We start from the raw sequence: 13,189 nt of genomic DNA, 5'->3' as shown, positions 1-13,189 counted from the left end.
TTGGGATGGCCGTCGCTGCAGTCGTGATGTACGTTCGCTTTCCGAGCGAGCAGCCTACTGCTAAAAGCACGGCCACGGACCTTCCTGTCCGCATGGTTTTTCACATCTAAAATGCAAACGCCCCCTTCGCCACGTATCGTGGTTGAGGGGGCTTTTGCGTTTTTGCGGTTGACGCTCTACACACCCAGAGCAGAACGCTCGACGTCTGTCAGCGCGCGCGCTTGGCGATCGCTTGTGAGCACGCGCGTTCGGCCGGCGATCACGTCCGTTGTGAGAATGTGCGTCTCGCGATTATCGTCGGTCGCTTTCGGAAGCTCGCTGTCCGAACGACGGACGGGGTTGGCACGAGCTTCGTAGTCGTGCACGTCGAGCTCAATCGGGTAGGTGATGTATTCGCTGTCCAGTCCAATCACGAACCGCAGGCGATCAATGCGAACCCCCGCAAGCTTGCGTTCAAGCAAAGCGTTTAGCGCCGCGTCCCGTTCGTCGCTCGCGCGCGTGAAGTCGATGACCGACTGCTCACTCGCACGAAGAAGAACCCATGCGAGTGAGAGGGCGTCACTTCCAATGACGACGATACGATACAGCGCCGCGCGCGGCTCGCGTTCACGACCGGGATAGACGACAACCTGATAATCCTGACAGTTCATAGTGCCCTCGGTTGGTGTGTCGATCGCCTCATAGCGATCACAACCCATCCTGGACACGTGAGAGAGAAGTCAAGTCCGCGAATGTCTAGCCGTTGAGCGTGGCGAGCATGCGTTCGACCGTTCGATTGGTCGTGAGGCCAAGCCGATAAGTGACCTCCTCGGCTGACTGGCCAGAACTCAACCGGCGCCGACAATCCGTATTACGTAACAGCCGCGGACTCATATCCTCAGCTTCCACGTCGATCGCCGTGAGCGCATCTCGTACGATGTTGCCGAGAGTGGCCACGGTTAGCGGCTTGCCGTCCTTGTTCGGAAAGAGGGCGATGCTTTCAGTCTCGTCCGCAGCTCGTTGTCGAATCCAAGCCTCGAGCACGGGTACCGCGAATGGTTCGATCTGGACGGTGCGAGACGAGCGGCCGCCATGCGCAGACACCGAAAGATAGGGGTGTGTGCTCTGAAGCATCAAATCGTTCACTGTTAGCCGAAGAAACTCGGTCACAGTCACGCCGGTACCAAGGAGCACCGCGACAATCGCACGATTTCGAAGCATTCGGGGATCGTCGGCAATGGCCGGTTGAACGTGCTCCTGTAGCGCCGCGTCTTGCGAATCATCGAGATAGGCAGGCTCCGGATCGCCTTCCGGCCATCGCATGCGATTCACCACGTCAAACGCCGGGTTGCCTTTGCGATAGCCAATCTCGGTCAAATGCCGAAACAGACGGTCCATCAACTTCGCATAGCGAATGCGGGTCGTCGTGTCCTCAGCGAAACCGCCTCCAGCTGCAAGGAACGCGTCGACGTGGTCGACGCCGGCAGTGGCGAGGGAAAGCCCACGTTCTAGCAGAAAGCGATAGATGCGATCGAACATTGCCCGATGCTGCACGATAGATTGGGTCGAAAACGGTTTGCGATCGGCGCCGGCAGCTTCTCGCTCCTGCCAGCGCGCAAATGCTGCGGCCGGGTTTGACCACCACAGTTCGATGTCCGATTCCATAAACTAATCGTTTTATATACTGCGTTTGGCCAAACCCCCAATAAAACGAATCTTCGATTCGTCCGAACCACAATATCCAATGAGGGGCCGGTTCACCTGTACGTCGCGTGCGCCTATGATACTGTATGTTTACACAGCATTGTGATGGAACGCCGATTGAACGGATAGCTTGAGTGGTGCGAGGAGTGCGCCGCGATCCGCGAACACGACGTCGGCATGCCACGGCGCGCGTCCGAGGCCAAGAGCGCCGAGATTGCACTCACCCGGTGCCGCCAAAGCCGAGAAGCCGGGCGACCTCGCTGGCAGCCCCTATGGGCATCGTTTCCACTCGTTCTCGACAATGAGCGCGCGTGATCGGCGAGCGCGACGTCGTCGAGTATCGATGGCCCCATTTCGACATAGGTTGGCGCACAAGCGACTTCTATACAGATGACGAGGCAGCTGAGACGTGCACGAGCGCATCGACGACAGTCGACGGATTGGCCGGCACGCTGTCGTTGCGGCGGTCGGTGGTTGACACCATATTGGGTCGTAAATAGCGCGCCGTGTCACCAAAGCCTAAAGACGGAACTGCATCTTCCGTTAATACGGTTTTGGGGGGGATTTCATGAATCAGCGGAACGAAGATCATTCGCTTGTCGGTATCGTGATTGTCGCCATTGCTGTTTGCGTCGTCGGGGTCGTTTGGTGGGTGGCGGACGTGACCGGCGTCGATATGAGCACGGCCGGCAAATTTCTGACGGGTGTGCTGCTCGCTTGCGCGATTCTGGGCGCGTCTCTGTGGTGGGGGTGGAACAATGAAATTATCCACATTTCCAACGTGTGGCCGATTGTCCTGGCGGTGACGTGGATTTCGCTCTGGTGCGTGCTCGACTATCATGCCCGGTCGTCTGGTATCGGGGCCTTCACTCAGCTTCGCGACGATGACCCGACTGTTTGGTGGAACGCTTGGTATACGAAGGTCGGCGTGCTCTTTCTTTTTGCCATTCCCTACGTGCTTCGCAAGCTTCGAACCGGGTATTGGATCAATTTCGACTAGCCAAACGCACCCACGTCATCCGTACTCAAACTCGCGTGAGTCGCAATTGTCTTTGTCCAAGTTGTGACTGGGGTTACGCGAAACGATGATTGGCGCACGAACTACGAAGTTATGCGCCAACTTCTCTAAGCGTGCTTTGAGTCGGGCATCTCGAAAAGCGCGGACAAATTCGAAAGCATCGCGTCTCCGGCGCCTCGAAACAGTGCGCGACGATTCACAGGTTCATCTGGAAATGCCTCACCGGCAAACGTGCTCAGACCGAAGTGGCGGTACTTTCCACGCGCGCGTGACTGGCAAAAACGCTCTACGCCGAAATGAGCGATCGCCTGAGCCGCCAATTCAAATTCGGCGATCGACGTGACAACGTACGGTATTGAGTCAATCACGCCAGTATCAAGCTTCGCGGCAATGAGCCGCTCGATCACGAGCTCCTCTAACCTATCTACCACGTGCCTCGCAAACAGATACCAGTCGTCGAGCGTGAGCACGAGGGCGTATATCGGCAAGGCGTTTCTTTCCCACTTGGACAATCCTGCACGAGCGTCGTCGATGTTCTTGTAATGCTGAACGATGATGCCTGCCATGTTGGCTAACGATTTCTCAAGCTCTGCACCATCTGCATAGGACTTGGCCCCGAGGGCCATCCTGCGCGTCTTGCACTCGATGAACATATTAGCGGAACCGTCACTTACGATCCAATCGGGCCCGTGCCGCAATTGTCCTTTCACGATGTAGGGTCGCTCGCCGTGCACGAGGAACTGGGAACTATTGAAGATCTGTGCAAGAACGTCCCCTGTGTACCGCTCGAAAGCTTTTCCGTAGGGGTTTGCAAAATCGTGCTTACTGCGCACGACGTCATAGAAAAGACCGTCGGATACACGCCTCTGGACTAAGTGCGCAAACGGACACAAATACTCGTTTGTTCGCGCGGAGTCCAAGCGGATCAGCGGAGTGGCTTCGATTGGGTTCCACTTAAAGGCCCAGCTTTCATCCAAACTCGCTCCTTCCTCATATGGGCGGGCATCCCATATTGCTTCCCGCAATGCGTCGAGCGATGTTCCGCAGAGTTGAAAAAACGAATCTCGCTCATCATCAGAAATACCTAGGGCTGTAAGCTCCGTTTTCGCGTTCGTAACGAAGTTTCTTGACGAAAGCATCCCTAGCGTTAGTAGCGACGAGAGAGACGCTCCCGTGACCTCCTCAACGACATCGCGCATTTCGCCCTCGCCGAAGAGGCGATGGGCGCGGTAGAAACGATCCCAGATGCGCTCGTACTGCCATCGCGCCTGTTGATGCATAAGTGGATGAAGGGCGCGGAAAGCATCGTCGCTGGATTCGACTAGCCGGCTCGATACCCCCTTAGTGATGCGCCGAATATGGCCGACCAGCGAAATCATCGTTTGCAGTGAAACTCGCGTGCCTCGACCACTGGTGTCCGCGTGAATGACTGCTTCGCGGCACAGACCATGAAGTTCCCACACATACAAGACGACACGCGCACGTCCGACCCCGTCCGTCACCGCAACTTCTCCCGACACGTTAGCGGCAGATTGAAGTCGCCAAAGCTCTTCGAGGATCGATCGAAGATCAAATTCTTTCAGCTTGTTTCTCAGCGGTTTATACAGATCGTAGATGTCGACCATTTTGAGTTGAAGCTCCGAGCGCAGACGGCAATAAAGTTGCTACTCTTTCGATATTAAAGTTGTCAATTCGCCGAAGCGCACGGGGTCGAGCGCCGCGAATCCTTGCTGGGCAACGGTTCCCGGGATGCGAATTAAAGATGTCAATTGCCCGGAGTCCGGACATTGATGAAAAACCCGAAATGCGCAGTGTCCGCACGCCATGCGCGACCCGGGACAACGAGAACCAGCCGGCGGCCACTAACCGGCCGCAACAGCCGTTCACAGTCTTTGTATGGACGTCCGCTTCCTCGGCTGCGCGAAAAGGGTAACAAGCGACTACCCAATTCTCGGAGATGCCCAGAATTTCCAAGGCGACTACCACGCAAGCATCGCAACACCGGTTGTCCCTCCTACCTCCCTTTCACTCCATGCTCCGCGACACGCCGCCACTGACGCATAAGCCGCTGTAAGTCAGCAGAGACCGCGTCCTGCGCGTCTGGCCAAATAGCATTCATATTGTCAATAGCCTTCACGATGAAAGGAATCGCGTATCGCAACGGCATTGACGCAAGTTGAATCGCGCCCGGCTCGCCCGCCTTTGCATGCATCAGTTGATGTATCGAGAATGGAAACGTATGTATGTACTGAGACAGAAACATTTCAGCGGTCACATAAAAGTCGTGATCGACTCCATGAGCTGCGTTCAGCTCTTTTTGCGTAAGGTAAATGGGGCGAAACGGATCACCGTTAGCCACGCGCCGCTGCCAGTCCTTCGGTGCATTCGTGAAGCAATTATGCGATTTAATCGCTTCGGAAAGCGAAGCGGCCTTCTGGCGAATCTCATTAACACCACCATCGACTGAACCGATTTTTTCCAGCATCGTCAGGCGACGTACTTGGTCGTGTGCATCCCAAAGCAAAATTCGAAACTCACGCTCGGACCGGCTAATTTGCGGCGCACCGATGTATGCAAGGGCGTCGTAGGCTTCGATCAACGAGCGCCCCACTGCGCACGCCGATGGCAAATCCCAAAGTTCTTGCGGAACGCCGGCATCAAGTGTCGGGGAAAGTCGTCGCAAGCTGATTCCATGACAAATCAGCTTGGTGAAAATCGTATCGACGTACGCCAAGTGCTGCCCATCAATGGCGCGGCCCGTCAGTCGGTTGCAGCACAACATCGCATGGGAAAGCAGCGCGTCATATTCAGCGAGAATTTCCTTGTAATTTTCAGGCGTCACAACCTCTCCTTCGGCTGCATTGGAGCGTTATTCCAAAGATCGCCGCGTCGGCACGTCGACAGGCGCGAATAGCGTTCTGTAGAGCAATATACGCTCGAAGGCTCCGGCATAGACTGTTTCTCCTTGCGGCCAAGAAACGTCCTGATCAGAAGCCAGACTCCAAAAATTGGCGATCATCAACAGCCAATACGCGTCGCAGACACGGTATTTCTTCATTAGCTTCGTCTTGTCAGCTATGGCTTTCTTGATGCGTCGTAATGAGAGCAAGGGCGTGTTATAGCTTTGCGTCACCCGCCATCTGGCACCGGGATATTCTCGACCGTTCCAGTACGCCCAGCTTAGTTCCGGTGTTCAAACGTATAGCCGGGGACAGTACCGGGCGATCCATTTTCGACGCGATGCCCGAGCTCGGCAGTCGCCTTAGCGAGCGGCTCAATTTTGCGTATAGGCTTCTCGAAATCGAAGGCGAAATGGAGCTCGATCGCGCGCCCACCAGGCTCACGATGCAATGTTTGTGCTCGTTGGAGTACTGCGTCGCTCGGCGTCACGCCAGAACCTGCGGGTGGCCAAAGGCGGGGTCGTGGAAGAAAACGTCGTTCGGCACCTCGCGAAGACAATACCGGAGCGCTTTTCGGCAACGTCTGGCCCATCTAACCGAGTTGGCAAGGTCTACGTCGACTACCTGCGCAATGGTATCGGCCAGACTACAGCGGCGGCATTCTCGGCCGTCATGGAATGGGCGCCTCGATGCCCGTGGCATGGGACCGATTGCCTGAGCTAAAAAGCGGCGCCCAATGGAACGTCGAGACGGCGCGCGAGTATCTCAGCTTCCAACCTGTGGATCCTTGGGCAGACTATTGGTCTACCCGCCAATCGCTCAGCACTGCAACGAAGCGTTTAGGTTGAATGGCGCAGCAGATAACCCAAGCGCCTCGGCGAATTAACAGCTTTCTTGCGGTCTATGGCTGCCCGGCGGGACGGCCACACTACACGGTCGTATCTCAGTGCGGCCAGGTCGCACCGCTACTTCGCTAGCCAGGAATGAACATGCCGACGGCAGCGGCGGCCATCAGGACAGTCGCTAACCACCCTCCCGCCTTCAGCAGGCCCGAGATCGCGAACCTGCCCATCACCCGCTGGCTGGAGGCCATCAACATGACCACCACCATGACAGGTACGGCAGCCAGTCCGTTGATGACCGCACTCCAGTAAAGTGCCTTGATCGGATCGAGGTGGAAGAAGGTGATCGCGGTTCCGCCGAGAATTGCAATGGCGATGACCGAATAAAACTCGCGCGCGAGCATCAGATTGAAGGGAAAGGCTGCTGCGCCAACGGAACGTACCTGCTGCGCCGTACGCCGCCGAGCCGGCGAGCACTGGCAACGCGAGCAGCCCGGTTCCAACAATGCCAGCTGCAAACACAAAGGCGGCGAGGTGACCCGCGATCGGCTCCAGGGCTTTGGCCGCGTCGGCGGATGTCTGGATTTTCGCATGATGCGCGTAAAGCGTCGCCGCGGCGGTGAGCATGATGAAGAAACCCACGCCGTTCGATACCGCCATGCCGATCCAGGTGTCGGCTGTAATCCGGTCGATCTGCCGGTACGCGCGAAAAGACGACACCTGCCAGAAGAACAGATATGGACTGATCGTCGTGCCCAGAACCGCGACGACCATTGTGAGGTAGTCGCCCGAAACATGAGCTCGAGGCCAGGCCACGGACACTGCAACCTTGCCCCAGTCGACCGGGGCGACGAATGCCACCGCAACGTAGGCAAGCAGTACCAGGGTCATCCACTTGAGAAAGCGGGCATAGCTCTCATAGGGCAGCCAGATCTGAAGGACGCCGGACAACACGCCGATGGCGACGATGTAGAGTTGCACGGGACCCGGTACAAGGAGATGGATCGCCGCGGCCATCGCGCCGAGGTCCGCGGCAATGTTGATTGTGTTCGCAATGGCAAGCAGCAAGACCAGGATGATGACGAGCCATTTCGGTCCGAATCCGCGCATGTTTGAGGCGAGACCCTTGCCGGTGACCCGGCCGATGCTCGCGCTGGTCATCTGGATGGCGACCATGAGCGGGTAGGTCAGCAGCAGTGTCCAGAGCAGCGTATAGCCGAACTGCGCGCCGGCCTGCGAGTATGTGCCGATGCCACTGGGATCGTCGTCAGCGGCGCCCGTAACGAGCCCGGGCCCAAGGCGCGACAGCCAGGAGCGTTCGGTCTGATCAGTGACAGCGGCTTCCGGTTCGGGCGCTCGGTCGTCATGCATGGGAGCTCGGTCTTTGACGCCCGGCCGGGCGGGTATGACCGGTGCGGGCATCAGTCGTGCCAGGCCCGCAGTCCGATGGCGCGACGTAAGGGTATCCCGGCATGCTGTGGGGGTTTGCAGTGGGAATAAGCTTGCATCTGGCAGCAAACTGATCGGGGGCGGCTTTGGCGACGGTACTTCTCGTGGACGACGACCGGCGGCCGCTCGACGCGCTGGCCGCGCTTGTCGAATCTGCAGGCTTCAATGATGAAGGCGCGAGATGACGTACGGGGCGTTGCGGTCGATGTGACGGACTTCATGATGCCTGTCATAGGTGGCGAAGCCCTGGTGTGCGCAATGGCGAACGACCCACGGCTTGCCGGACGCACCCAGACATGGCTTAAGGCCAAGGCGCGACTGCGCCAGGAATTGGTAACTTGCGGCTTCACAGCTCGGGGCAGGACAATCGGAGAAATTGCCAGTCTGCTGAGCTCTTACGACGGCGGGAAGCTGCACGACGCCGGCAGCATCGGCGCCGACTGGAACACACGGACCGCACGCGACTTGTGGGCTCGTCTCGCGCCCCTGGAGACGACAACATCACCCTGCGACGTCACTAAAACTAAGACGCGTAGCTGGTCGCGGCGTGCCGCCGCCGGCGAACGATGGGTGAAGCCTCGGCTTGTCGCAGAGATCGAGTTTGCCGAGTGGACAGCGCAAGGCGTCGTACGGCAAGGCTCATCCAAGGGGCGTCGGCTGGACAAGCCCGCGAATGCCATGGTGCGCGAAGGCGGAAAGACAAGCGCGCCCCAGCCGATGCCGGCTCTGAAGATCACCCATGCCGAGCGGATCATTGATTCGTCGGCCGACATCACCAAGGCGGATCTGGTTCGTTACTACGCCAGCGTGGCCGAGCGTGTGCTGCCGCACCTCGCGCACCGGCCGGTGGCCCTCGTGTGCGCGCCCGCCGGCATCGCCGGCCGACTATTTTCCCAAAACACGTGGAGCGGACCAGCATGCCCTGGTTGACCGTACAGGACTCGTCGTTATGGCCAAATCACCCGCAGCTCCTATCCATCGATACCGTAGAAGCACTGCTGGCAGCGGCGCAGATGAACGCGGTCGAGATTCACACGTGGAACTCGACGGTCGAACGCCTCGATGCCCTGACCGCGTGATCTTTGACCTCGACCCGGGCAAGGGTGTGGCGTGGGTGCACGTCCAGGAGGCAGCGCTCCTAATGCAAACGCTGCTCGAAGAGATCGATCGGCAGGCTTGGCTGAAGACCAGCGGACGTAAGGGTGTGCACGTCGTGCGCAAACGCTGTCCGACAGGCTCGTTCGTTCAGCGCACACGCGTCTCACGAAGAAAATCTTTTCTGACGGTGTGCGGGTGAATCTCAGGCCAGGATCAAGGGCCCTATTTATCGTCTGGGCCGCGTACCCTGTCGGCGTCGTCGGCGCCGCCTTTGCGCTCTGCTTGACGGTTCGTCGCGGACTGCAGGGTATCCTGCAACTGAGTAAGCGTAAACGGCTTGCGCAGCGCCGACCAGTCGAATCCCAACGTCTCCTGATCCGGCAGCGTGTTCCCAGAAGAAAAAATGACCTTCAGGTCTGGATGCATCGCCGCTGCACGCTGCGCCAGTTCCAGTCCAGACATATCGGGCATGACGACGTCTGTCAGAAGAACGTCAAAGTCGCTTGCTCCCAGCAGTTCCAGAGCCGCCGATGCGTGTCCGGCGCGCCGCGCGTCGATGCCTACCAGATGCAGGAGTTCACATAGCGCGTCGAGCGAAGCTTGGTCATCGTCTACCGCGAGAACCCGCAGTTCGTCGTTGCGCCAGACCAGCCCATCGGGGCTACGGCCGGCTTTGGCCATCGACTGCTGGATCACCTTACTGTCACTGTCACTGTCACTGTCACTTTCACTGTCAGTGTCAGTGTCGCTGTCGCTGTCGCCGAGCACATGCCGCACCTTCACCGCGAGCTGCTGCCGACTGTAAGGTTTGCTGAGTAGTTCCACTCCAGGATCCAGCCGGCCGCCGTGCACGATAGCATTGTGTGTGTACCCTGAAGTGAAAAGCACTTTCAGTCCCGGGAGCATCTCGGCGGCTTGTCGTGCCATGTCGGGGCTTCGCAACGGTCCGGGCATCACAACGTCCGTAAATAACAGATCGATGTGCACGCCGCTGGCAACGACGGCCAGCGCCTGCTGCGCGTCATTGGCCTTTAACACTGCGTAGCCGAGACCGGTCAGAAGTTCGACAACCATCGACTGGACCTGCGGATCATCCTCAACCACGAGAATGGTCTCATCGCCATGCTTCACTTTGCGCGACGTCCGCGTCGGGAATTCGACTGCCGTACCGGTCGAGCGAGGTAAATAGATCCTGACAGTCGTTCCTTCGCCACTCTCGCTATAGAGCTTGATGTGCCCGCCACTCTGCTTGACGAACCCATAGGCCATGCTCAGCCCAAGGCCGGTACCTTGACCTTCCGGTTTCGTGCTGAAGAAGGGATCAAAAGCGCGCTCCATCACTTCCTGGCTCATACCGGTTCCCGTGTCCGTCACAGCCAGCATGACGTACTGGCCTGCATCGACATCGGGGACCGACGATACGTATTCGTCGTCCAGCGTCGCGTTGGCGAGTTCGAGCGTGAGCTTCCCGCCATCTGCCATCGCGTCGCGTGCGTTGATGGCTAGGTTCAGAATCACGTTTTCGAACTGATGGGGATCGACAAGAATGTTCCAGAGGCCGCCCGCGACAACGGACTCTATCTCGATCGTCTCGCCCAGCGCCCTGCGCAACAGGTCGTCCAGCGCGCGAAGCTGGCGTGCGGGATTAATGACGACGGGGGCGAGCGGTTGCTGACGTCCGAAGGCGAGCAGTTGCGAGGCCAGTTTGGCGCCACGATCCACGGCGTCGATCGCGCTCCCCAGACGCACGGCGCTCCAGCCGTCGCGACCGTATCTGCTTTCAAGCAGTTCCAGGTTTCCCCGTAGCACCTGCAGGACATTGTTGAAATCGTGCGCTACGCCGCCGGTCAGTTTCCCCAGCGCCTCCATCTTCTGCGCCTGGAACAAAGCACGTTGCGTTTGCTCGAGCAGGTCCGATGCACGCCGACGCTCGGTAATGTCCCGGGTGACCTTCGCAAATCCGACGAGCTCACCGTTCTCGCGGATGGCGTCAATGACGACATGTGCCCAGAAGCGGCTGCCGTCCTGCCGCACGCGCCAGCCTTCTGCCTCGAAACGACCCTCTCGTCTTGCGGTCTCCAGTCCGCGAAACGGCACGCCGGCAGCGACCTCTTCGGGCGTGTAGAACCTGGAAAAATGGGAGCCGACGATCTCGCTTTCGCTGTATCCCTTGATTCGCCGCGCGCCGGAGTTCCAGCTCGTGATCCGCCCTTCGGGCGAAAGCATAAAGATGGCATAGTCGGTGACGCCCTGAACCAGCAGGCGGAAGCTCCGCTCGCTTTCGAGCACCGCGTCGTGAGCTGCCTTTTTGTCACTGACGTCCTGAACGACTTTTCCAAAACCCAGAAGGTGCCCGGCGCTGTCACGAAGTGCTGTCACGACGACATTGGCCCAAAACCTCGTGCCGTCCTTGCGCACACGCCATCCCTCACTCACATCGCGTCCGGAACTAGCTGCGGCCTTAAGTGTTGCGTCGGGGACGCCCGAGGCACGTTCAGCTTCCGTGTAAAAGACCGAGAATGGCTGCCCTATAATTTCATTGGCGGTGTAGCCCTGGATACGTTCGCCCCCGGGGTTCCAGCTCATTACGATGCCCTCAGGGGAAAGGGCGAAAATGGAATAGTCGTCAATGGACTCGGCCCATAGCCGAAGCCAGAGGGAGCCGAAGCCAGCAGCGGGTGCAGTGTCGTGGTTCATGTGCTAACGGTGTGCAGATACCTGCTTGACAAAAGCTGGACAACAGTTCGTAAATCGAGCAATTTGTATGCCGGGCACGTATCACACGAGGAACGTTATCATCCGCGACCGCCGCGCTGGTCGGATAGGCCAGCGGGTGGATGCGGCCTCTTAACCTGCACAGCACTCCAGGGAGAAGCAATGCGACTGGCACGGTTCATTGCAACGGAAACGGAAGCAATCGTCGCAGAATGGGAGGGTTTTGCCGCAACCATGTTGCCGGTAGCAGCGGACATGTCATCTCTGGAATTGCAAGATCACGCCCGCCAGATCCTAGACGCTGTTGCGAAAGACCTGTCGACCCCGCAGACAAGACAGGAGCAGTTCGACAAATCAAGAGGTCTTGCGGCTGTACTTCAGAACGCCCCCGAGACGGCTGCGCAGACTCATGCAGTGTTGCGCGCACGGCGCGGCTTCGACATCAACCAGTTGTGCGCCGAGTATCGTGCGTTGCGCGCCACCGTGCTGCGTCTTTATCTCGATGCAACTGACGCGCAGCGTCCCGAACTCGACGACCTCATCCGTTTCAATGAGGCGATCGACCAGGCTTTGGCGGAATCCGTGAGCTTCTTCAGTCGCCAGACCGAGCAGGCGCGCAACCTCCTGCTTGGCATGCTGGGACATGATATGCGTAGCCCCCTTCAGACAATTCAGATGACCGCGCAGCACCTGTCAACCTGCAATCGCGGAGAGGACATCTCGGCGGAGGCGGCCCGCTTGATAAGAAGCGGTGCACGGATGCAGGCGCTGCTTGATGACATGCTGGACTTCAGTCGCACGCAGCTGGGCGTCGGCATCAGGGTGTCACCGGTTTCTGCTAACGTCGGAGCTTTGGTCGACGAAGAACTGGACCAGTTGCGGGCCGTGCATGGTCCGGAACGAATACAGTTGAGTGTCGAGGGTGACACGCAGGCGTCATGCGACGTCCGGCGCTTACAGCAGATGCTGGCTAACCTGGTTGGGAATGCGATCAAGTACGGCGATCCTTCCGCTGCTGTTGAGGTATGCGTAGCCGGTCGGGATGGCGACGTGTCGATTGAGGTGACAAACCGGGGCCCGGCGATAGCGCCGTCCGCACTTCGCCGCATCTTCGAACCGCTGGAGCGCGGCCTAGACACCGATGGGCGGGCCGCATCCGGGGACGGCCTTGGCTTGGGGCTTTACATTGCGAGGTCTATCGCACGGGCGCACGGCGGAGAAATCGAAGCGCGCTCGGACGGTTTGGATACCGTATTTGCAGTCACGCTTCCACGGTACCCGGCCGGAAATTGACTGAATGAGTTTCGGACCGCTCATTGGTGGTTACAGCGGCGGCAGCTGTAGACCGCAATAAATTTTTCACTTTTGCGATATTAAAGTTGTTAGTTCGTCGAGGCGCACGGACTAAGCGTCCTCAAGTCTAGGTGGACAAGGGCTTCCGGGATACGAATTAAACATGTCGACGTGCTCCACATCGGGAGATC

8 protein-coding genes and 3 pseudogenes are annotated in these 13,189 nt (G+C 58.6%); 5 read left to right on the top strand and 6 right to left on the bottom strand.

Annotated elements, in window-relative coordinates:
- Positions 1–176: 176 nt before the first annotated feature.
- A complete protein-coding gene (locus ACMFWR_RS30915; protein WP_413197606.1) occupies positions 177–650 on the bottom strand; it encodes a hypothetical protein in 474 nt (157 codons plus the stop codon).
- A gap of 85 nt (positions 651–735) precedes the next feature.
- Positions 736–1,644, bottom strand: a complete 909-nt coding sequence (locus ACMFWR_RS30910; RefSeq protein ID WP_413197605.1) for a tyrosine-type recombinase/integrase — start codon at positions 1,642–1,644, stop codon at positions 736–738.
- Positions 1,645–2,251: 607 nt separating this feature from the next.
- Here ACMFWR_RS30910 and ACMFWR_RS30905 point away from each other — a divergent pair.
- Positions 2,252–2,683, top strand: coding sequence for a hypothetical protein (locus ACMFWR_RS30905; protein WP_413197604.1), 432 nt, complete (start codon positions 2,252–2,254; stop codon positions 2,681–2,683).
- Positions 2,684–2,808: 125 nt separating this feature from the next.
- Here ACMFWR_RS30905 and ACMFWR_RS30900 read toward each other — a convergent pair whose 3' ends face one another.
- Both ACMFWR_RS30900 and ACMFWR_RS30895 read right to left on the bottom strand, forming a co-directional pair.
- Entirely contained in the window at positions 2,809–4,326 is a 1,518-nt protein-coding gene (locus tag ACMFWR_RS30900; protein ID WP_413197603.1) for a hypothetical protein, read from the bottom strand.
- A gap of 389 nt (positions 4,327–4,715) precedes the next feature.
- The gene (locus ACMFWR_RS30895) at positions 4,716–5,543 is read right to left on the bottom strand and encodes a hypothetical protein (RefSeq protein WP_413197602.1); all 828 of its coding nucleotides are present in this window, start codon (positions 5,541–5,543) and stop codon (positions 4,716–4,718) included.
- 595 nt (positions 5,544–6,138) lie between these two features.
- On the opposite strand from ACMFWR_RS30895, the pseudogene ligD reads away from it, so the two are divergent.
- Positions 6,139–6,449 (top strand): annotated as a pseudogene (gene ligD / locus ACMFWR_RS30890) (ATP-dependent DNA ligase); the annotation flags it as partial.
- 125 nt (positions 6,450–6,574) lie between these two features.
- Here the strand turns inward: ligD and ACMFWR_RS30885 are convergent.
- Positions 6,575–7,814, bottom strand: a pseudogene (locus tag ACMFWR_RS30885) (NRAMP family divalent metal transporter).
- A gap of 243 nt (positions 7,815–8,057) precedes the next feature.
- Here ACMFWR_RS30885 and ACMFWR_RS30880 point away from each other — a divergent pair.
- A pseudogene (locus ACMFWR_RS30880) lies at positions 8,058–8,971 on the top strand (hypothetical protein).
- Between the two features lie 62 nt (positions 8,972–9,033).
- The gene (locus ACMFWR_RS30875; RefSeq protein ID WP_413197601.1) at positions 9,034–9,189 is read left to right on the top strand and encodes a hypothetical protein; all 156 of its coding nucleotides are present in this window, start codon (positions 9,034–9,036) and stop codon (positions 9,187–9,189) included.
- A gap of 23 nt (positions 9,190–9,212) precedes the next feature.
- Here ACMFWR_RS30875 and ACMFWR_RS30870 read toward each other — a convergent pair whose 3' ends face one another.
- Positions 9,213–11,687 carry a PAS domain S-box protein gene (locus ACMFWR_RS30870; RefSeq protein WP_413197600.1) on the bottom strand — a complete coding sequence of 825 codons (2,475 nt, stop codon included), beginning with the start codon at positions 11,685–11,687 and terminating at the stop codon, positions 9,213–9,215.
- Between the two features lie 180 nt (positions 11,688–11,867).
- Here ACMFWR_RS30870 and ACMFWR_RS30865 point away from each other — a divergent pair, with 180 nt between their 5' ends.
- On the top strand, positions 11,868–12,998 hold the full coding sequence (locus ACMFWR_RS30865; RefSeq protein ID WP_413197599.1) for an ATP-binding protein: 1,131 nt from the start codon (positions 11,868–11,870) through the stop codon (positions 12,996–12,998).
- Positions 12,999–13,189 lie beyond the last annotated feature (191 nt).

Source organism: Pararobbsia alpina (assembly GCF_965118125.1).
Classification (GTDB): Bacteria; Pseudomonadota; Gammaproteobacteria; order Burkholderiales; family Burkholderiaceae; genus Pararobbsia; species Pararobbsia alpina_A.
Note: the sequence above shows the minus strand (reverse complement) of the source record. Positions and strands in the feature narration are given on the sequence as shown.

Excerpts from the sequence above, each read along its gene's own strand:
- ACMFWR_RS30915 (WP_413197606.1), bottom strand. The coding sequence starts at position 650 with ATGAACTGTCAGGATTATCAGGTTGTCGTCTATCCCGGTCGTGAACGC.
- ACMFWR_RS30910 (WP_413197605.1), bottom strand. The coding sequence starts at position 1,644 with ATGGAATCGGACATCGAACTGTGGTGGTCAAACCCGGCCGCAGCATTT.
- ACMFWR_RS30905 (WP_413197604.1), top strand. The coding sequence starts at position 2,252 with ATGAATCAGCGGAACGAAGATCATTCGCTTGTCGGTATCGTGATTGTC.
- ACMFWR_RS30900 (WP_413197603.1), bottom strand. The coding sequence starts at position 4,326 with ATGGTCGACATCTACGATCTGTATAAACCGCTGAGAAACAAGCTGAAA.
- ACMFWR_RS30875 (WP_413197601.1), top strand. The coding sequence starts at position 9,034 with ATGCAAACGCTGCTCGAAGAGATCGATCGGCAGGCTTGGCTGAAGACC.
- ACMFWR_RS30870 (WP_413197600.1), bottom strand. The coding sequence starts at position 11,687 with ATGAACCACGACACTGCACCCGCTGCTGGCTTCGGCTCCCTCTGGCTT.
- ACMFWR_RS30865 (WP_413197599.1), top strand. The coding sequence starts at position 11,868 with ATGCGACTGGCACGGTTCATTGCAACGGAAACGGAAGCAATCGTCGCA.